The organism is Halalkalibacter alkaliphilus, from assembly GCF_023555415.1.
GTDB lineage: Bacteria > Bacillota > Bacilli > Bacillales > Bacillaceae_D > Halalkalibacter > Halalkalibacter alkaliphilus.
Genome location: NZ_JAKRYL010000005.1, coordinates 30,631 through 51,909, shown reverse-complemented (window position 1 = coordinate 51,909; position 21,279 = coordinate 30,631). Strand labels below are relative to the sequence as shown.

Annotated in this window: 19 protein-coding genes and 2 riboswitches; of the genes, 15 read left to right on the top strand and 4 right to left on the bottom strand. The window is 38.6% G+C overall.

Translation table 11 applies throughout. The annotated features are described in order from the left end of the window. The first annotated feature begins 259 nt into the window (after nt 1–259). The 7 genes from MF646_RS06230 (at nt 260) to MF646_RS06200 (ending at nt 7,408) form a co-directional block, all read left to right on the top strand. On the top strand, nt 260–664 hold the full coding sequence (locus MF646_RS06230; RefSeq protein ID WP_250095632.1) for a flagellar basal body-associated FliL family protein: 405 nt from the start codon (nt 260–262) through the stop codon (nt 662–664). A gap of 261 nt (nt 665–925) precedes the next feature. Next, nucleotides 926–1,011: riboswitch (cyclic di-GMP riboswitch) on the top strand. A 150-nt stretch (nt 1,012–1,161) separates the two neighbouring features. Beyond that, complete coding sequence (locus MF646_RS06225) at nt 1,162–2,109, top strand: ATP-binding protein (RefSeq protein WP_250095631.1); 948 nt, start codon at nt 1,162–1,164, stop codon at nt 2,107–2,109. A gap of 38 nt (nt 2,110–2,147) precedes the next feature. Beyond that, nucleotides 2,148–3,776 (top strand): HAMP domain-containing protein, encoded by a 1,629-nt coding sequence (locus tag MF646_RS06220; protein WP_250095630.1) that lies wholly within the window; start codon nt 2,148–2,150, stop codon nt 3,774–3,776. Between the two features lie 31 nt (nt 3,777–3,807). Next, on the top strand, nt 3,808–4,128 hold the full coding sequence (locus tag MF646_RS06215) for an STAS domain-containing protein (RefSeq protein WP_250095629.1): 321 nt from the start codon (nt 3,808–3,810) through the stop codon (nt 4,126–4,128). Then, complete coding sequence (locus MF646_RS06210; protein WP_250095628.1) at nt 4,128–4,967, top strand: PP2C family protein-serine/threonine phosphatase; 840 nt, start codon at nt 4,128–4,130, stop codon at nt 4,965–4,967. Before MF646_RS06215 ends, MF646_RS06210 begins: the two co-directional genes overlap by 1 nt. Nucleotides 4,968–4,978: 11 nt before the next feature. After that, the gene (locus tag MF646_RS06205) at nt 4,979–7,048 is read left to right on the top strand and encodes a FapA family protein (protein WP_250095627.1); all 2,070 of its coding nucleotides are present in this window, start codon (nt 4,979–4,981) and stop codon (nt 7,046–7,048) included. A gap of 48 nt (nt 7,049–7,096) precedes the next feature. Continuing rightward, nucleotides 7,097–7,408, top strand: a complete 312-nt coding sequence (locus MF646_RS06200; RefSeq protein WP_250095626.1) for an STAS domain-containing protein — start codon at nt 7,097–7,099, stop codon at nt 7,406–7,408. A 209-nt stretch (nt 7,409–7,617) separates the two neighbouring features. Here MF646_RS06200 and motB read toward each other — a convergent pair whose 3' ends face one another. From motB to MF646_RS06180, 4 genes are all read right to left on the bottom strand, one after another. Further along, on the bottom strand, nt 7,618–8,352 hold the full coding sequence (motB, locus tag MF646_RS06195) for a flagellar motor protein MotB (protein ID WP_250095625.1): 735 nt from the start codon (nt 8,350–8,352) through the stop codon (nt 7,618–7,620). Beyond that, the gene (gene motA / locus MF646_RS06190) at nt 8,345–9,145 is read right to left on the bottom strand and encodes a flagellar motor stator protein MotA (protein ID WP_250095624.1); all 801 of its coding nucleotides are present in this window, start codon (nt 9,143–9,145) and stop codon (nt 8,345–8,347) included. Before motA ends, motB begins: the two co-directional genes overlap by 8 nt. Before the next feature lie 195 nt (nt 9,146–9,340). Further along, the gene (locus MF646_RS06185) at nt 9,341–11,074 is read right to left on the bottom strand and encodes a methyl-accepting chemotaxis protein (RefSeq protein WP_250095623.1); all 1,734 of its coding nucleotides are present in this window, start codon (nt 11,072–11,074) and stop codon (nt 9,341–9,343) included. Nucleotides 11,075–11,118: 44 nt separating this feature from the next. After that, nucleotides 11,119–11,580, bottom strand: coding sequence for a chemotaxis protein CheX (locus MF646_RS06180; protein WP_250095622.1), 462 nt, complete (start codon nt 11,578–11,580; stop codon nt 11,119–11,121). Between the two features lie 94 nt (nt 11,581–11,674). Beyond that, nucleotides 11,675–11,758: riboswitch (cyclic di-GMP riboswitch) on the bottom strand. 273 nt (nt 11,759–12,031) lie between these two features. Here MF646_RS06180 and MF646_RS06175 point away from each other — a divergent pair. The 8 genes from MF646_RS06175 (at nt 12,032) to MF646_RS06130 (ending at nt 21,225) form a co-directional block, all read left to right on the top strand. Further along, nucleotides 12,032–13,213 (top strand): flagellin N-terminal helical domain-containing protein, encoded by a 1,182-nt coding sequence (locus MF646_RS06175; RefSeq protein ID WP_250095621.1) that lies wholly within the window; start codon nt 12,032–12,034, stop codon nt 13,211–13,213. A 172-nt stretch (nt 13,214–13,385) separates the two neighbouring features. Continuing rightward, nucleotides 13,386–14,633: a flagellin N-terminal helical domain-containing protein gene (locus MF646_RS23190; protein WP_275980224.1), complete on the top strand. Its 1,248-nt coding sequence runs from the start codon at nt 13,386–13,388 to the stop codon at nt 14,631–14,633. 166 nt (nt 14,634–14,799) lie between these two features. Beyond that, nucleotides 14,800–15,966, top strand: coding sequence for a flagellin (locus MF646_RS23185; protein ID WP_275980223.1), 1,167 nt, complete (start codon nt 14,800–14,802; stop codon nt 15,964–15,966). 731 nt (nt 15,967–16,697) lie between these two features. Next, the gene (locus MF646_RS06150) at nt 16,698–17,066 is read left to right on the top strand and encodes a DUF8042 domain-containing protein (RefSeq protein WP_250095620.1); all 369 of its coding nucleotides are present in this window, start codon (nt 16,698–16,700) and stop codon (nt 17,064–17,066) included. Nucleotides 17,067–17,087: 21 nt separating this feature from the next. Then, a complete protein-coding gene (locus tag MF646_RS06145; protein WP_250095619.1) occupies nt 17,088–17,288 on the top strand; it encodes a YjfB family protein in 201 nt (66 codons plus the stop codon). 128 nt (nt 17,289–17,416) lie between these two features. After that, a complete protein-coding gene (locus tag MF646_RS06140; RefSeq protein ID WP_250095618.1) occupies nt 17,417–18,988 on the top strand; it encodes a flagellar hook-associated protein 2 in 1,572 nt (523 codons plus the stop codon). A 208-nt stretch (nt 18,989–19,196) separates the two neighbouring features. After that, nucleotides 19,197–20,711 carry a flagellar hook-associated protein 2 gene (locus MF646_RS06135; RefSeq protein WP_250095617.1) on the top strand — a complete coding sequence of 505 codons (1,515 nt, stop codon included), beginning with the start codon at nt 19,197–19,199 and terminating at the stop codon, nt 20,709–20,711. A 139-nt stretch (nt 20,712–20,850) separates the two neighbouring features. Further along, complete coding sequence (locus tag MF646_RS06130; protein ID WP_250095616.1) at nt 20,851–21,225, top strand: flagellar protein FlaG; 375 nt, start codon at nt 20,851–20,853, stop codon at nt 21,223–21,225. The last annotated feature ends 54 nt before the right edge of the window (nt 21,226–21,279 follow it).

Genomic DNA, 21,279 nt, shown 5'->3' with positions numbered 1-21,279 from the left:
CAGATGCAAAATGACTGTGAAAAATTGTCCTGAGTGTAATCAAATCTTTATGCAAAAGCAGTATGATGTCTGCCCGGAATGCTATCAGCAAGATTTGACCAACTTCCAAAAGGTGAGGGCTTGTATTCGTGAAACCCCTGCTATTACGATAAACGGTATTTCTAAAAAATTTAATATATCGTTGGAGACGCTGCTGCGTTGGAGACGGAGCGGACGAATCTAAGAAAGGTTCAAATTTAAAGGGAAAGGAAAGGAATTAATGCAAAAGGTTATTATTACTATTTTATTAACACTTGTTATTGGTCTATCGGGTGTTGTTTATTTTCTAATGAGTGATCGTCCACCCTCCTCGAATGAACTGGCTACATTAGAAGATCGGGTGTTTCATACCGATCGGATCGTCATCTCCATTCAAAATAGATCTCATTTGCAATTATCGTTAGCGATTGAAACAGATTCAAAGAGAAGCAGGTCGGAATTGCAAAGTGCTTACCCCCTTATTGAAAATAAATTAATTCATTCCCTTTCTTCCTTAGAGAGATCCGAGATTCAGAGTGAAGATGGAATCGATTTGATTGAAACAACGATATTGGCCAGTATTAGTCCCCTTTTGACAACAGGAGAAGTGAGAAATGTATATGTAACAGGAAAGGTTCTGCAGTAGCCTTTTTATGACAAAATTAGGTTGTCCTAAGGGTTTAAACCGATCCCGTAAGACACCTCTTTTTTTAGGCTCATTTCAAAGCGTAATGATCTTCGTATTAGGAATATGTTCCTAATGACAAGAACGAACCGTATAAGGAAGAAATGAGAGAACTAGGTGATATACGTTTCGTCATTTTTGTTGGAAAATAAAGTTAAAGGAATAACTTACCAGTAAATATTCTGGAGGAATAGAGCGATATAAATAATAATGAAGATAAACCTTCGATAATAGCAAACTTATTGAAAAATAAGGGCGCAAAGCTACGGGTCTAAGGCTATAGAAGCTATGATCGCCGGGTTTCCGAAAAGGTTGGATTTTAAGAAAAAATGAGTTGATCTAGCTTTAGATCTCTTCTACCTTTTTAAACCCATCAACCTTTTGATGGGTTTGTTCTCATTACATATCCTAATGATTAGTTTTCCTTGTGCAAATTCATTCCAAAGGAGGGGCCTTTATTGAGGCGGTTTCTAGATAAAGTTTTCAAAGATTCAACGATAGAAGCTCCATTGAGTGCTCCGTCTCTCCCTTCAGATTTAACTTATACAGAAATGACCTATATGACGAAAAGAGGATATCTTGCTCGTAAATTAAGTCAATATCTTAGTTCGAATCATGAAGAAGGGGATTCAGCATTTTATCTTTCTTTAGCCAAACGAGTGTTTTTACGAAAAAAAACAGAAAACCTAAATGAACAGCTGCTGTATTTAAGTGAGAAAATGCTTGCTTGGAATGAGCAGAATCAAAATATTCCAGAGTTAATTGAAAAACTAGGAGTAAGAAATGATATTCAAAATGCGATGCTAAAAGCTTACGATATGCACCAGCAAGATTTATTTGCCTCGCCGAATATTGTTATGAAAGAAAGCACTGTTCGTGAAGTAAAGCAAGAAGAAATCACAACGTGGACCGTTTATCGAGATGTTATTTTTGCAGCGACACAAGGTCACTTTTTACTTATTACCGAGGAGGATGTGGAGCAGTATAAAGCAGGAACGGTACTTTGTGAAGGGGAGATTATGGAGCGGTCAGATATACCGGTACGCAGAAATCAAGCGAAAGAGGCTCTTGAGAAGAAAATTAGCAATCCAGCAAAGATCATGAGTTGGTTATTAGTTTTATCTGAAGCAATTACAAACACAATTAAACACGCCGAAGAAGGAACGATGACCGTCATTGAAGATGAAGAGGCAAGCGAAACCCGCTTTATCATTGAAGATAGAGGTCCTGGATTTCCATTAAAGGATTTACCAAAGACGACCCTTTTAGCCGGTTATTCAACGAAAAGGTCAATGGGACAGGGGTTTACGCTCATGATGAAAATGACGAAACAAGTGGTACTGTATACGTCACCTTTAGGATCAACGATTATCTTAATTTTCGATTCAAGTGAGGGGATAGAGTAAGGTACGAGTAATCTTAAAGGCGGAGATGGGGAATTGTCATGAAACGAAATACGATTATGATGCAATTATTAGTGAAAGTAGGATTTTTCTTAGGTTTGATAGCTATTATTACCCTTTTATTAGGCTATTACTTTATCAAAACACAAATCGAAGAATTGCAGCATGAACAGATTAATCATGCAACAAGTGTCGTTCTGCACGCGATGGAAGCAACACAGCAGTCAGCAGAAACGATCGAAAATATGATTGAACAAAAGTTGTATTCTTCTTCGAAGGGAATTATGTCAGAGCTTAGAGGAAAGCAGGTTGAAGACATCAGCCAGGATGAATTAATTGAATTGGCTGCCAAATGGGATGTAGAGGAAATTTCATTATGGGAACGAATTGGTGATGACATCGTCGTTACTAAATCATCTGATGAAACTCAGTTGCAAATGGGTTCTAAGGATTGGGGCTATTGGTTTACAGCCTTTGACCAATTAATGTCTCAGCAAGAGGTAACTGTTGAAGAAGGATTTGCTCTGGAGAATTACTGGGTCGGTCCAATATCAAGAGCCGAACTATTTGAACATCTTTATTACAAATTTGGCTATTATTACGATGGAACAACAGACTTCATGATTAATCCTTTTATTTTAGATGAAGAAATTTACCAGCAAACATTCGAAAGCGGACCGACACAAATGATTGAAAAAATCGCTGAAGAAAATGTTGATATTGAAGAGATTGCCGTCATCAATGTCCCTGCTTTGCTTAGAGGGGAAGAGAATGATGTCGTCGAACCGGCAACGGACCTGCCTGTTCTGTACGGGAGTCACGAATTAGAGACAGTGGACGATGTTCTGATCCTTCAACAAGTGCATAGCGAAGGAAGAACCGAGAATCTTCTTTTTGAAGAAAATGGTGTTCAATACAAGAAAGTATATAAATCACTGCCGAATGATCGAGTAATGTCCATCGTATTAAATTTAACAAGACAAAAGGATATGGAAAATCAGCTTATATTCTTGTTTTTAGGCTCCCTTGTTGTCGCGTCCATTCTGTTCTTTATTACGATTCGATTTATTGCAAAGCGTCAATTACAGCCATTGCAGCATATTGTTCAGCATATTCAAGGGGTAGCGAACGGCGATTTAACTCAAAAACTAGTAATTAACGAAAAAAATGAACTAGATTGGTTGGCAGATCACATTAATGAAATGACTCAGCAGTTTAACCGATTAATTACTGGTGTAAAAGAAGAATCGCATTCATTGGTTGTAGTTTCGAATTTACTTTCTAAGCAAGTCTATTCATCGATCCAAACGATGGGTGAGACATCGACAGCTATGACAGCCGAGTCGAGAGATCTATTAAATGAAATAGAAATATCTCTTGAAAAACTTCAACGCATATCCAATTCGATTGGTGATCGTTCACATGTGGGAAAAGTGGAATGGGATAAGGAGAGCACCAATCAATTGAAAGACTCAATCATAGAGGCCTTAAGTCAAATCGTTAAGCTGGAAAAAATGACAAAAGATCATTCAGTAGATGTGACAGAAATTACTCTCATGTTCCATGACACGCTGCAGGAACTTAATGAAGCATTAAACAGAATGGACAAGTTATCAAGCGAATTAAATCGAAAAATTTCGTTTTTTAAAGTAAGAGATCAACAGGAATAGGTCAATTTAAATTAAAAGGAGGAGAATAGATATGGACTTACAAGTGAAAAAAGAAAAAAATGAGGACACCATTACTCTAAAGATTAGTGGAGTATTGGATATTTCAACAAATAACATAATCGACCCTTATTTAGAAGAGATTACCGATGAGATCAATCTATTGATCTTTGATTTCTCAGGATTAGAGTTTATTGACTCAACGGGGATTGGTTCGATTATTAACGCCATTCATTTGTCACAGGAGAAACAATTCAAACTCCAATTTGAAGGGGTTAACGAGTTAACACATCAAGTATTTGAAATGGTTGGGTTGTATCAAATTCTTGAAGCGATTCAAGAGGAGGTTGTTTGATGTATTATGATGGACTGACGGTGTCTAAGCAAAGCTCAACAAAGGAAATGGATAAAACACTGCAACGTGAGATCAATCTGGCCAAAAATATTCAAGCAACATTATTAAATGGCAGTACACCTAAGATTAATAAAGGGGAAGTTATTGGCTCATCCCTTCCAGCAAGGTTAATTGGCGGGGATTATTATGACTTTTACCCGTTAGCGAATGGGAAAATCCGGATCGTAATTGGCGATGTGATGGGGAAGGGCATTCCAGCTGCGATGCTGATGATTTTAACTCGAGGTGCATTTCGAACGGCAGCTGAAAGTATGTCTAGTCCTGGAGCGACGTTAACGGCGATGAATCAAGCGCTTTACAATGATTTACGAAAGTTAAAGTCATTTGTTACGTTGTTTTGTGCTGATTGGGACCCTGACACTGAAATTCTTACGTACGCAAATGCCGGTCATAACATGCCTCTTTATATTAACGGTGACAACAGAGAAGTAACCTTGCTGCCTAAAGTAAAAGGCATTATGGTTGGCGGTCTGCCTAACCAAGTGTACAAAGAAGAGACGATTAAGTTGAAAAACAATGATACGGTGTTTTTCTATACGGATGGAATCGTCGAAGCTCAAAATAAAGCAGGTGATCAATACCAGCTGGAGCGTCTGACTCGTATATTGGAGAATCATCAAGACAGCGGTGTCGGAGCTATTGAGAAGAGCGTGATTGACTCTGTTCATAGCTTTATGGATGGAGCTCTCCAAAAGGATGATATTACGATGGTAGTTTTGAAACTGACATATGAGAATTCGAATATTACGAGCTTAAATTCACCAGTATTAAATGTGTAGGTGGGATAGGTATGCAAAGTATCGTTTCGAAAGGAAAGAATATTAACGAAGCTATTGATTTAGGTCTATCATTACTCGAAACATCGAAAAAAAACGTGAACATTGAAATCATTCAATACGAGGCGAAGGGCTTTTTGGGTATCCGCTCTAAGGAAGCTATTGTAAAGTTAACGAAGCTCAATCCGGGGGCGCAAGAAGTGCTTGAGGAACGGGGTTTGTTGGATAATTTTGAATTGCTGGAAGAAGCGATTGCTGAGATTCCAGATGAGAAAGTATCATTTAATAATGAACCGTTACAACGTAGCGTCCAAAAGGAAACAACAGACGACCTTTCAGGGAAAGTTTGGGTTGAAGACGGAAGGTTATATTGTAAGGCTTCTCCTGAGCATTTTCCGATGATCACCGTTCCAAAAGGAATTCAAGTCATTAAAAACAATCAAGTAGAAAAAAAGGGTACGTTGATCGTTTCAGAGAAAGATACATTTGAGTTAAAGGTAGAGAGTGAAACGAAGGAAACCAAATGGGATGTTTCCATGGATAGTCAGAAGGTAAAAGTACTTTTGCATGTTGAACCAGGCTATCGCCTCATGCGCAGCATTCCTGACATTGAGCCAGATAAACATATTAAACTATCGATAAATGAAGTAAAAGAGATTGATAATAGTTTAAGTTATTCAAAAGTCATTCATAAGCTAGAAAATCTACGAGTGAAACACGGGTTCAATCAAGATGAGATTGTAAAGGCACTTGAAACAACTGAAGCAGGAACATTTGAAATCGCAACCGGTATTCACGCCAAGCAAGGCAAAGATGGCTGGATCGAAATGAAAGTAAATACGGATATGAAAGTTGGTCCAAAGGAACAAGAGGATGGATCCGTAGATTTTCGTGAAACAAGAGCGATCCCAACAGTGGAACGCGGGCAAGTAATAGCGATCATTCACCCGCCGACACCAGGGCAGCACGGGTATACGGTTACGAATGAACCGCTTCCGGCTAAACAAACATTTCCGATTCAATTGAAACTCGGAAAAGGCGTTGATTTAGTTGATGATAAAATTGTCTCAACAGACCATGGACGTCCGCATATTGAGAAGCGTGGACAATTAGTCAAAGCTTCGATTATGCCGAAATTGACTCATTCCGGGGATGTAGACATATCTTCTGGAAATATTCATTTCATTGGAGATGTCGAGGTGTTAGGGAGAGTAGAAGAAGGAATGACGATCGAGGCGGAGGGGGATATCACGATTCGCAAAGAAGTAAACCGTTCAACACTTACTTCTTCAGGAGCTATTATTGCAGACGGGAATATTGTGAACTCCGAAATATCAGCAGGGAAGAATAATATGCTGATCGCTGAATTAGGTCATATTCTTGGAATTCTTCATCAGCATATCGAAAATATGGTCACCGTTATTAACCAGCTGACACATGCCCCTGCTTTTAAAAACAATGACGTTTCTGTAGGGGGAATACAGCCATTAATCCGGATTTTAATGGAGAGGAAATTTAAAAGCTTCCCGCCGCTCGCTAAGAAATACGTAGAGGTTGTAAGAAAAGGGGAAGAGTACTTAGATGATGATGAGTGGAGAAATATCTCCGTCCACTTAAATCAATTGTTTCTATCTATCTCTAATGAATTAGTAACCGTTGATAAAATCATCGAACTTTCTGCTAAAATGAAAGAGTTACATGAATTAAGCAAAACGCCAGTTGAGCCTGATTCCTATATTGTTGCTCCAAGTGTTTCGAATAGCCGTCTATACTGCAGCGGTAATGTCGAGATCACAGGCCAAGGCTGTGTCAATACGAAAATTCATGCGGGAGGAACGCTATCGATTCGCGGCATTATTCGAGGCGGAGAAGTGTACGGCAGATTAGGAGCAACGATCAATGAGGTCGGTTCTGAAGTCGGGACGCCAACCGTTATTGCTGTACCATATGACCAGGAAATTCAAATTGGCAAAGCGTTAGAAGGAACAACAATAAAAATTGGCAACATCAAACATGTCTTTACAGAAGTGAAATACCATGTACATGCTTTTCTAGATAAAGAGGAACGGATTGTCTTTAAATAGTCAAAACAAAGGCAAAGGTATTAAAGTAATAGATTTGGGGGTAGAACGATGATCCGTTTTACAAAAAGTGAAACAAATGAGAACCTTGAGTTAAAATTAGAAGGCGACTTAGATATAGAAAGTACAGAAGTAGTCGAATTAGAACTCATTCCAATTATGGAGCAATTTAAAGCCGTCAGCATCAATTTTAAAGAAGTGCCATTTATCGATTCATCAGGAATTGGATTGTTATTAAATGCGGTTCAGTCTCTTGATGAAAAGGGGATTAAAGTGACGATTACTGACGTTAGGGAAGAGGTAATGGATGTGTTTGACTTGTTGCAAATTCCTGAGATTGTTGGAGACGGAGTGTTTGTGTAAAAAAGAGGGAAGGATTCGGTCGAATCCTTCCCTTTTTGTTTTAATAAAGAAAGTAATGGCTTTGCCGAAAAATCTTGAAAGCATTTCGAGAGAAGAGCAATGGCTCGGCACGTCGCGCGCCTTTTCTGAGAAGGCTACTCAGAAAAGGCTTAAAACCAGGCGACGGCTCCACGCATTGCATATAAGAAAAGCCGCGCATGCGGCTTTTCTTATTCTAGTTTATAGTTTGGCAAGATGAGAACTTCAACACGGCGGTTCTGGCTCCGGCCTTCTGCAGTGTCATTTGTTGCAACAGGGTGGTACTCACCATACCCAGTTGCACTTAAGTTCTGTGGGTTTAAGTCCTCATTTTCAATTAGTATTTTCATGAAATTCAACGCGCGATGTGCACTTAAATCCCAGTTAGAACGAAAGTCAGCATTGTTAATCGGAATATTATCCGTATGCCCTGCCACGACGATATTTCGTGGAGGATCCGTAATGAGCAATTCAGAGACCTTATCAGCTAAATCGACCGCATCCGCTCGAACCGTTGCACTGCCTGAGTGAAACAAGGCATTATCCAATATCGTTAAAAGCAAACCATCTTCAGACAATTTCGTTTCTAGCTCAGATTCAAGATTTTGTTCAAGAATATATTGATCAAACTCTCTTTGTAAGTTGAGCAAATCCTGATGTTCTTGCTGCCTTAAATCTGATTCTTCTGCTTCATCTTGATTTCTATCAGGGTTATCATGGACTGGGACGGGCTGCTCCAGCACCCCGCTCCCGCCTTGGAAATTCTCATTGAAGACGACCATCATCTGCTGGTACCTCTCAGCGTCAACTGAACTAACAGCAAATAATACGATAAAAAGCGCTAATAATAACGTCAGCATATCAGCATAAGGAATTAACCACGACTCATCGACATGCTCTTCATGGCGGTTTTTTCTCCTAGCCATTGACAGTCTCTCCTTGATTTGTTTCCGCCTCTAGTTGACTGCGCTCAGATTGCGGAACATAGACAATTAATTTATCTTTAATTGCGCGAGGCGCAACACCAGCTTGGATCGATAAAATTCCTTCAATGATCAAGCTTTTCACCATGATCTCCTGCTTTGACTTTCTCTTTAGTTTATTGGCAAAAGGATGCCAAAGCACATACCCTGTGAAAATCCCATACAGCGTAGCGACGAACGCAGCAGCAATCGCATAACCAAGTGCGTCAATATCATTTAAGTCTCCAAGAGCAGCGATTAATCCTAACACGGCACCTAATACACCAAGAGTCGGTGCGTATGTCCCAGCTTGAGTGAAAATTTGAGCTCCTGCGGCATGTCGATCTTCAATGGCGTTCAATTCTTCGTCCATCGTATCCCGAATAAAATCTGGCTCCTGGCCATCAACGACCATTTTCATCCCTTGTTTTAAAAACGGATCATTAATCGATTCGATCTCTTGTTCTAACGCCAAGATACCTTCCTGACGGGCTTTTAAGCTAAGATTAGAGAATAATTGAATTAACTCATTAACATCCTGCTCATTGCGATTCTTAAACAACACCCCAAACAACCGCGGGATTCTCTTAATTTCTTTTCCAGGAAACCCAATCAAAATCGTCGCAGCTGTTCCGGCGAAAATAATAATAATGGCAGCCGGATTCAGCAGCACCCCAAAGCTTGTCCCTTTGAAATATAAACCAAATAAAACGGCTAATACTCCTAAAATAATTCCTATAATTGATGTTTTGTCCATGACTTCACCCATTCTAAAAAAGTTATAGTAGTAGCTTCATGTTGGTGTGAGATTATGAAGTACTAGGATAAAAAAGTTTCTATTATATATATCGACGTAAGCAAGTAGTGTTTGAATAGAAGTTAGGTAGAAAGTTATCAATTCAAAAAAGAAAACAGAGGGGCTTTTATAACACCTCTGCTTCCAAATACTATCTTATAAAGTAAACTTCCGTACCGTCTCCTGAAGTTCCTCAGCCATTCTCGATAACATTTCAGCAGACGCAGAAATCTCTTGCATCGTTGCCGTTTGCTCTTCTGCAGCAGCAGCGACATTTTGCGAGTAGGAGGATGCATTATCTGCGATTGCAGAAGCTTCTTTAATTGACTCAAGCATATTCATCGTACCCATTGCAATTTGCTGAACAGCAACGGATACCTCATCTACTTGAGCAGAAATTTCATTAATTGAGACTGAAATTTCCTTAAACTCTTTCCCAGCTTCTGTCGCATAGACAAGTCCTTGCTGGACCGTGTTACTGCCTTCAGCCATCGAAGAAACAGATCGTTGAATGTCATTTTGTATGTCTTGAATTAACGTACTAATTTGCCCAGCTGATTTGTGAGACTGTTCGGCTAATTTACGGACTTCATCCGCTACAACAGCAAATCCTCTTCCATGTTCTCCTGCTCTTGCTGCTTCAATTGCCGCGTTTAACGCAAGCAAATTCGTTTGATCTGAGACAGTTGTAATGAGAGAAATAATACTGCCGATTTCGCTCGATTTTTCTTCTAAATTAGAAATAACAGTCGTTGTTGCGTTCGTTTGATTGTGAATGGCATTCATTTGAGTTACCGTTTTTTCAACAATTTCTAACCCGTTATTTGATTTCTGTTGAGCTGTGCTTGTTGCTTCTGAAACAGAAAAGATATTTCGAGCAATTTGTTCAACCCCGGCAGATATTTCATTTGCCGTATCATTGGCACTCGCTGTACTCTCGGCTTGCTGCTCAGCACCAGAGGCAACAGATTGAATCGATTCTGTAATTTGATCGGTTGCTTTTGCTGATTCGTTGGCACTTGCATTGAGCTGCTCAGATGATGCTGCTACTTGTTCAGAGTTCGTCTGGATGCTTGAGATCATCTCTCTTAAATTGTCGGTCATTTGGTTAAAGGACTCGTTTAGTTCATGAATTTCGTCTTTGCTTTTTATGTTTAATCGTTTTATAGATAAATCTCCAGAAGCCACTTGTTTTGCTAGTGCGCTCAGTTGAATAATTGGTTTTGCGATTAGATTGGAAACAAAAATGCCACTTGTGATGGCAAGTATGAACGCAAGGCCGCTAACGATAACAACGAGAATTGTGGCATTTTGTGCGGATTGGTTTGTCGCAGCTTGTGTAGTTGCCAACATCTCTCCTTCATAGGAAGTAAGTGCTTCAGATACTTCACGCATTTCCCGACTAATTGGGACGACATTCTCACTTGCAACTCTAATACCATGATCAAGCATAGACCTTGAAATATTAATCGCTCGCTCAGCCTCACTTAAGTAAATGTTATTAAGTGTCGTAAGCTGGTCTAGGTATGATAACGTTTGTTCTGAGTCAGATAGTTCCTTCGCTTGATCAATTAAACGAATAATTTCACGGTTGTTGGTGTTCAGATCTCCTATAAACGCCTCATCTTGAAACAATAAATAAGCATTTAAATCACTAGCCTGGTTGCTAATTAATGTATCGATATTTTGACTAATTGAACGAACCTCAGACACATTTCCAACTAAATAAGAGTATGAATCGTTCGTTTGTTTAAGGTTGTGAAAGGAGATAAAACTCGCAACTCCAAATAGAATAGCAACTAATAGGAAACTACTAATTAGCTTTTTTCTAATAGTAAGATTCATAAACTTTGTATGAGTATGTGCTTTCTTTTCTTTTCGTAACTTCATCGTATACCTCCAAATGATGACTTAATTCTCGTTTAGGTCTGTGATCAATCTATTAATAAGTAAACATTTATTTCTCCAGCACCTTCAAAAGTGATCGGAACTTGCATCCCTTTTTCAAACTTCGTTAATACCGTACTTTTTTTCATGACAAGCGGTGCAGTAATATCCGTGTTGATACCGTATTCAGCAATAATCGTTGAAAAACTGCCAGCAATCATGTTACCTAGCTCTCCTATGAAAGAATCAAGCATTTCTCCTTCAATCGGTATCCCAAACATAGACTGGCCGATCGCTGAGAAAACAAATATCTCTCCGCAAAGTACTAGTTTCCCTTTTATATCACCTGTCAGTTCAATGAAAACACCATAATCAACTAGAATCGATTGCTCTGTTACTTGCGGAAAGGAATTTGTAACGTGAAGAGGAACAACATGTTTCATCGAGGTAACGACCCCTTGTGTTAAGTTAAGATTGTATTGGTTCTCCAAGTCCAATAAAGAAATCATTTTGACATTCCTCCTTTAAAATGGAAACGAACATAAAAAATGGCTACTCCTAAAATAGGAATAGCCAAATAGATTCATCGCTTGAACACTATTATTTGGTAACCAGGCGAACATAGTAGAATACCTTAGTCCCTAGGCTTTGCGTCCTACACTTTCGGGTAGTTTGCCTTTTTCATCTTTGTATATAGAACTTTTGCCTTATTATCATATCCTGAAAAATACGCTAATTCAACTAGTTTCAACATATTTCTACAGGGTCGACAGAAAAAATCTCAAAAAAAAATAAAAAAAGATTATAAAAGTACTAAACATGTAGAATGAGGGACCGATAATAGTAGTGTAAGGTTGAAAGTGCATATGGCGGCCGACATATTGTTCTGGAGACTGAGACTAAATATCAATATCCTGACACAAGGACGTGGAAGGAACACATTCAAGGAGGAAATTTATCATGATTATTAATAACAATATTTCAGCTTTAAACACATTCCGTCAGATGGGAATCAACCAAGGTGCTACTCAAAATGCAATGGAGAAGCTATCTTCAGGTCTTCGTATTAACCGTGCTGGTGACGATGCTGCCGGTTTAGCAATCTCTGAAAAAATGCGTGGGCAAATTCGTGGTTTAGATCAAGCATCTCGTAACGCTCAAGATGGTATCTCTTTAATTCAAACAGCTGAAGGTGCGTTAAATGAAACTCACAACATTCTTCAACGTATGCGTGAGCTTGCAGTGCAATCTGCGAATGATACAAACACAGAAACTGATCGTAATGAGATTCAAAAAGAAATTGACCAGTTAACGAATGAAATTGACCGTATTGCGAATACGACTGAGTTTAACACTCAAAAGCTATTAGATGGCTCAAAACGTGGTTTAGAAGCACCAAAAGATGCTACTGTAACAGTACAGAGAAATACATCAGCGGATGTTAGTGTAACTGCTTTAACTGATGCTCAAAAAGCTGGTGACGACGCGGTAAGTGTTACGGGTACATTTACAATCACGAGAATAGCGGAAAGTACGGATGGAGATAACAGTGCTATGTATAATGTCTCCAATCCTAACACAGGGGAGACATTTGCATTAAATGCAGATGCAACAGAGATCACTGGTTCTGGAGCTGGTGCTAACTTAGTAATTTCAAACCTTTCAGAAATGGCTGTTGGTGAAAGTGTGACTATTAGTTTAACTGCGTACGATGAAGGTAATGATTCAGTTTCTGATGCACTTTCACTCCAAATTGGTGCTAATAGTGGTCAAAATATTCATGTTGGTATCAATGACATGAGAGCTGAAGCTCTTGGTGTCCGTTCTTCTAATGGTGAAGCATTGGATATTACAGATGCTGAAAAAGCTACTGCGGCAATCACTACAATCAACAATGCAATTGAGACCGTATCTGCTCAACGTTCTAACCTTGGTGCATTCCAAAACCGTTTAGAGCACACAATCTCTAACTTAGATAACTCTTCTGAGAACCTACAAGCTGCGGAATCTCGTATCCGTGACGTTGATATGGCTCGTGAAATGATGGAAATGACTCGTGCAAACATCCTTTCTCAAGCTTCTCAATCAATGCTTGCTCAAGCAAACCAAGCTCCACAATCAGTATTACAATTACTTGGATAATTCTATTATTCAATTTAAGAGAGGCTCTAGTTATGCTAGGGTCTCTTTTTATAACCTTAAATACATATAATAAGTAAAAAAATAATTAATTTTTACTTTTTACCTAAAGTATTAGGTAATATTGCCGATATATAAATATGGAAAACTTCTAAGGTATGTGAGGATAAATAAAATGATTATTAATCATAATATGTCTGCATTAAATAGTCTTAAGCGATTAGGGAAAAATAATAAAAATTTAACTAACTCTTTTCAAAAGTTATCCTCTGGACTCCGTATTTCGAAGGCTGCAGATGATGCAGCGGGATTAGCAATCTCTGAAAAAATGAGGGCGCAAGTTAGGGGACTAGGACAAGCCCAAAGAAATATTCAAGATGCGGTCTCCTTAATACAAGTCGGGGAAGCTGGATTAAATGAAATAACAAAAAATTTACAAAGGGTACGAGAACTCTCTGTTCAGGCAGCAAGTGGCCATTTGACCAACTCTGATAGATTGGCACTGAATAATGAGGTAAATGAAATCAAAGAAACTATTAATGATATTGCTAAAAATACAGAGTTTAACGAAAAGAAAATTTTGTATTCCGGACAGATCGAACAGCAAACGATTACAACGGAAGTGTGGGTAGAGGTCGGGGCAGGTGAAACGGTGCATGCAACTTATATTAATGTTCCTGATCCACCCAATCCCGAAAGTTTATGGGTTGTAGGTGAGTTTGGAACTATTTCAGGAGCGGAGTGGCCTGATCTAAATATTATTAGCCCTAATGGTGAAACATTTGGTTATACATCACAATATTTGACGTCATCCGGATATAGTGAAGATTCAACTAATACGTCTTCTGACTCTGCAACGTATAATGGGTGGGGAGAGGAAACCGAGAGAATGGAATTTCATAATCCTATTAGTGGTCAATGGAAAGTAGAGATACGTAACACTGGGGGGACCGAATCATCTACTTTCAAAATCTCATCTAATTATCCACTTGATATAGATTTTACTTCTATATCAGTAATTGATGAGGATCCTAATCTCACTTTTCAAATAGGAGCTAACAGTAGTAATATTTTGTTCTTTGAACCTACGGATGCGTCAGTTGAAGCGATAGGAATTAAAGACCTTAACATTCTAACTGAAACTAGTGCTCAAATAGCTATTGATAAAATAGATAAGGCAATCGAAACAATTTCTTCTGAACGTGCAAGGTTTGGAGCGTATCAAAATAGACTGGAGCATGCTTATCAGATGGCTGCTAATTATAACGAGAATTTACAGTCAGCGGAATCTCGTATTCGTGACGTTGACATGGCTCGTGAAATAATGGAAATGACTCGGAATGATATCCTCTCGCAAGCGTCTCAATCAATTTTTGCACAAGCGAACCAGAAACCACAAGCTATTCTACAATTACTTGGGTAATTCTAAGGTTTCTAGTTTAATAAAGGTAAACAGTTTACATAGTTTTGTTTTTTAGTAATAAAATAAACAATGAAGTTCCTTATGGGTATGACTTGTTAACTTTTTTGTAAGGTGTAGTTGACGTCATTATAATTGCACATGGAAAAACACACGAGGGTTGATTGAATTGATTATTAATAGTAATATACCTGCTTTGAAAACATTAAATAGATTAGAAAAAAATAATAAATTCAAAGAAAGTTCCTTTGAAAATTTATCTAGTGGGTTACGTATTACGAAAGCTGCTGATGATGCAGCTGGTTTGGCGATCTCTGAAAAAATGCGTGGCCAAATTAGGGGATTAAATATGGCAGCTAAAAATGCACAGGACAGTATTTCGTTAATTCAAACAGCTGAAGGAGCTTTAAATGAAGTACATGATGTCCTGAATCGAATGCGTGAACTTTCTGTCCAAGCTGCCAATGGAACATTAACAGACTCAGATCGTGATAATTTAGAAAAAGAATATAAGCAACTAAAAGAAGAAATATCGAGTATTGCCAATAAAACGGAATTTAACCAAATTAAATTATTGGATGGCTCAATGGATGCTACACCACAGTCTAGTATCAATGTAAGCCCTGGTGGACATGGCACGACAGTTTCAGATGGATGGGTAGCGACTGGCGTTAGTGGTGCAATGGTTAAGCTAAATCCAGATCAACAAGTGACGAAGCCAGGACTGTATAGTCTTTCGGCTACAATGGAGGACGGAGAGGTCGTTAGCCTAAATGTTAGTACGTATCCAGAAGGGTTAATTGTAGTATTTAACCATCCAGGCACAACATTTGAATTTAATGGAGCAACATTTGATGTTAGTGGTGTTACAACAGGAGGATGGGGGACACAGCATCAAGGAGTTGTGGAATTTTTTGTTGGAAACAATAATGGTCCCATTAACAATGATTTAAATTTTCAAATTGGCGCCAATAGCGGCCAAACCATGTCTCTTTTTATCCCCAACATGGCCCCTGAAGGCTTAGCGATTGACAATAGTACGATAGCGTCCCAGTTTAGCGCAAGTAGTGCTATTTTTACTGTAGATGAAGCAATATCAATGGTATCATCTGTGAGGTCGAACTTAGGAGCTATCCAAAATCGACTTGAACATACTATTTCAAATATAGACAACGCATCGGAAAATATACAATCTGCAGAATCTCGTATCCGTGACGTTGATATGGCTCGTGAAATGATGGAAATGACTCGTGCAAACATCATTTCTCAAGCTTCTCAATCAATGTTAGCTCAAGCAAATCAACAACCAAGTTCAATTTTACAATTACTTGGATAATTTTCTTATTCAACTTCAGAGGGACTCTAGCTATACTAGGGTCTCTTCTATATTTAATTTCATTATGGAGTTTCTAAAATACCTTAGAGTCTCAAGAGATTCGCTCCTGATTTTGTAGACCTCAGTAGTAGACCTTTTCTTTATAATAAATGTTTATTACGCAATTCCCTAATTTTATAAATCACCGACCAATAAGTTCGGTTTAGTAAAGCAGCAATTTCTTTATCCATAACACTTTGATTTTTTAATTTTATAAGCAGCTCTATTTCCTCTCTACTATATGGTTTTGTTCGTTCAGAAGATGAAGCAATAACTTCATACGAAGAGTATGTTTTTTATATTTTTGTTTTTCTTGTGCAAATCGCCATGGCCAATTTGTTTTATAATACATGGTTGGGCGTGTGCGGTTATAGTTTTATGGGTAATTGTTAAGATTCTTATCAAGATATATAGAATTTCGATTAGAAATACTGTTGATTCTAATTTGTTTAAAAGAAGATGAACTTTTTCGAAACTAGAACTAAATAACTAGTCGAAATAAACCGATAGTAATATAGAAGAATAAAAGGAATCATCCTCTACCTGTAATCGATATGATCTAGTACAAATCTTCTTCATTTATTTAATATTTTTGTACAAGCCAAATGTTAAAGTACTATTATTTTAAAAGTAGGCTCCCATACCGATAGTGTTAGAGTATCCTTTACAACATGAATGAAGTGGTGAGTTAAATGGAAAAACAGATAGAGGTTATGAAACAATCAGTTGAGTTGTCAGGAACAATTGTTGAAGGACTTGAGCATATCCAAAAGTTAATAGGAGAAGGCAAGGTTCAGCGGACTATTTATATGTTTGAAGATGTTTTATTAGCGTACTCAACAATTGAAAAGTCGATTGAACCGATTAATAGCAAGCTAGAAAGTGAACAGCTGGGCTTGGCAACTACTAATTTAAAACAGACATTGGAACTAGTTGTAGAAAGTTATGAAGAAAAAGATTATGGGAAAGTACAGGGGATTTTACAGTTTACTCTTATTCCGCAAGTAAAGAAGTGGAGAGAGGAATTAACTAGCGCTTTTAAGCCGTATATTGTTTCATAGTTTTTTGAAGGAGGGGAATACATGGACATTGCACTCATGTCAATGGCACTCAGCCAAGGACAAGTACAGCAACAAGCTTCTTTATCAGTGATGAAAAAAGCAATGGGAAATGCTGAACAACAGGGTGAAGCGTTACAGAAGCTAATGAGCTCAGGAGATGTTCAGGCAATCCAACAAGCTGCACAGCCGCATTTAGGTGGAAATATTGACTTGAAGCTGTAATTATTAGGATTTTGAATGTAACTCTAAAAGATGATGAGTTTGATAATATGACTGAATAAAAACAAAAAAGGACCGATTATATTGAGTCCTTTTTTATTTTTATTTGGTTACTAAAAGAGGTGGACAAAATGAGATTATCAGGATTTGCTACAGGAATGGACATTCAGCAGATGGTTGACGACTTGATGAGAGCGGAGAGACAGCCGCTAGATCGAATGGTACAGAACCGTGAGCTATTAGAGTGGAAGCGAGATGGGTATCGCGAGGCGAATATTGAGTTTAATAAATTACGAGATCAATTGTTTGATGGCGTTATGAGGAATTCCAATATGAGTGCTAAGGATGTGACAAGCTCCAATCAAAGCTTAGTGTCTGCTACAGCCAGTGCTTCTGCGAATACGGGGACTTGGACGATATCTGAAGTGAGCCAATTGGCGACATCTGCTTATAATGTCAGTACAGAGAGCATTACAGGAGACGGTAATCCAAGTATAGATCCGGATGCAAGCATTGGCTCGCAAAGTGAGTATTTTAGTGACATTGATGGGGAAGATGGGCAGCTTACGTTTGAAATAAAGACGTTTACTTCGAACGGAGAAGAAAGCCAGTCATTCACTTTTGATGGTACGGCGACATTAAATGAAATTATCAGCGAGGTAAACTCATCAGGAATAGGCGTTAGTATGATGTATGATCCTGTGTCTGACCGCGTTTCCATCACTCGAACCGAAACGGGTTCTTTTAACGATAATGAAACCGAAGCAGGACACTTTGGTAGTGAAATGGTTTTTGAAGGGAATTTTTTAACAGAGGATTTAAACGTAAAAAATGCCTACGAAGATGAGGAAGGTCAGTTACATACGTTTGAGGAGGGCGGTGAGAATGCCGTCTTTACCATTAATGGACTGGAAACAGAGAGACAGTCGAATACGTTTACGATCGACGGTGTTACGTTTTCCTTACATAATACGTTTGAAACGGGAGCTGTTAGCTTAAACGTTAGTACGAAGGTTGATGATGTTTTTGATACGGTTATGAGTTTTGTTGATGACTACAATGCGGTTCTTGATTCAATGAATGGAAAATTAACGGAAGAAAGACATCGTGACTATCGGCCGTTAACAGAAGAACAAAAACAAGCGATGTCTGAGCGAGAAATTGAGATGTGGGAAGAGCGTGCTCAAAGTGGGATGCTACGAAATGATCGTATTATCTCCAGTGGACTAGACAGGATGCGAATGGATATTTATTCACCTGTTGATACTGTAGGTTCGTTTACCCATATTTCAGAATTAGGAATTACGACTTCTAGTAATTACATGGACCGTGGCCGACTTGAAGTCGATCAAGATCAATTGCGTGCAGCCATTGAAGCGGATCCAGAAGCTGTGTACCAATTGTTTGCAGCAGATGGTGAATCCTTTGAAGAGAAAGGGATTGCTCGTCGAATGCGTGATTCCTTACAAGCAACTAGCCGCCAGATTTCGGATCAAGCAGGTTCGGCAGGAGCAGTTGCGAATCACTCAATCGGTCGCCAAATTGAACAGAAAAATGATCGAATTGCTAACTTTGAACGTCGTTTGCAGCAAATTGAAGAACGCTACTGGTCGCAATTTAATGCGATGGAAGCGGCTGTACAACGCTCCAATGCTCAAGCTGAACAGTTGTTTGCTTCGTTAGGTGGCGGACAAATGATGTAATGATTGTATAAGAGTAAGACTCCAAATTTTGTGGGGTCTTTTCTTTTTGGCTATTTTCTTTGTGAAATTTAATAAATTAATTAAAATACTTTAGAAATCAGCAATTGATGCCGATAAAGTAGTAGGGATAATTTTTAAACAATTTTAAAACTGAATAGGTCAAGCAACGTTAAGATATATGCTAGGTTACCTAAGAAAGGTGATTTCAATGAGAATGGCTGGCATGGCAACAGGAATGGATATTAATCAAATGATTACCGATATGATGCGGGTCGAAAGAATGCCGCTTGATAAGTTAACTTCAAGGAGGCAGACAATCGAGTGGCAGCGTGACGGCTACCGAGAAATGAATCGTCTTTTAAAGCAGTTTGATGATTTAATTTTTAATGGTATTAGCCGACAACGGACATTTTTATCTAAAAGTACGACAAGTTCTGATTCTAGCAAAGTGACAGCAACAGCTACGGTTAACGCTCAAAATATTAATACACAGCTCCACGTAACGCAAACAGCAACGGCGAAAAACTGGAGTACGAAAGATAGTAACAGCGTAAATAAAGACTTTAGAGCAGAGAGTGACTTTCGTTTATCTTTAAATGTGACTGATCCGCATGTAGACCCTGCTAACCCGCCAGCAGCACGTGAGGTCACGGTTGAAATAAAGGCCGGAGATAAGCTGACGGATGTTGTTCGGAAAATTAATTCTTCCAATTTAGGAGTGACTGCGTTTATTGACGAAGCATCGAACAAGTTCGTTATGACGATGAAGGAAACGGGTGAGAATGCGAATATACATGTTGCAAATGAGGGAACTGCTGACTTTTTTGCAAATCAACTAGGCTTTGCAGGGGTAACTGCTAACTCATCCTTAGATGATGGTGCGGATGTAAGTGTTGGAAAAAACGCAGAATTTACGATAAATGGCTTTGCGACGAAGCGGACATCGAATACATTTACAATTAATGACGTTACTTATACGGTTAATGGTGTGACAGACTCTCCGGTTACAATTGGTGTTACGACAGATACTGGACATGTCTTTGATTCAATTAAAGAATTTGTAGATAAATATAATGAGTTAATTGAAACGATTAACGGGAAATTAAGGGAAGAGCGTTTTCGGGATTATCGACCACTGACGGAAGAGCAGAAAAATGCGATGTCAGAACGAGAAGTGGAACTGTGGGAAGAGAAAGCAAGAAGTGGTTTGCTTCGAAATGATCGCATGTTGTCATCCGGATTAACTCAAATGAGGATGGATATGTATAGTTCTGTTTCGATCGGAGAGAACCAAGCGTTTAGGCTGCTTTCTGACATCGGTATTACGACTTCTAGAAACTATATGGATAATGGGAAACTAGAATTAGATGAAGATAAGTTACGTTTAGCAATTGAGCAAGATCCTGTAGCTATTCACCAATTATTCATGGCTGATGGAGATTCGTTTTCTGAAAAAGGAATTGCTAGACGTTTACGCAGTACCATTTCCGATACGATTAGAAATGTAGAAAGTCGTGCAGGAAATGAGCTTCGCCAAAATCATCAATTCGCATTGGGAAGAGATATTCGGAATATTGATACGCAAATTTCTAATTTCGAGCGCAGGTTACAGTCCATTGAAGAGCGCTATTGGCGTCAATTTACCGCAATGGAGAAAGCCGTGCAACGTTCCAATGATCAAGCAGGTTTCTTGTTTGCGCATCTTGCTGGACAAGGATTTTAATTTCTAATTATTTATTTTGAATTCCCCCTGGAGGAGGTTAGGGAGAACTAGGGGTATTGCTACCTCTATTTTACTATGCAGGGGGTTTTCGTATACGTAAGTTGATAAGAAATAAAAGATCAATGTGGAGGTTTCGGGAATGGACGTAAAAGGACTTTCAAGTGGGATGCAAGTGTTGAAAGAAAATACTCAGTCAGCTCAAATTCATAGAATTGAGAAAGCGGATACTCCTAGTAGAATGATTGAAAAAGGGGTAGAGGAAGCAAAGGCACAACGACAAGGCCCGCATTCGAAAGAAATGTTAGATAAACAGGTTGAGAGTATGAATGAATTGCTAGAGTCAAGTATGACAGCTATTAAGTTTAATGTGCACGAAGATTTAAATCGTTTGTATGTTCAAGTTGTCAATAGAAATACGGATGAAGTTGTCAAAGAAGTGCCGCCAGAACAATTTTTGGATATGGTTGCTTCGATGTTAAAGCACGCAGGGTTAATCGTTGATGAACGGATTTAAATAAAAGGGAATTTTTGTATTATTCATTGAAAGTATTTAAATTGTAGTAAGTTT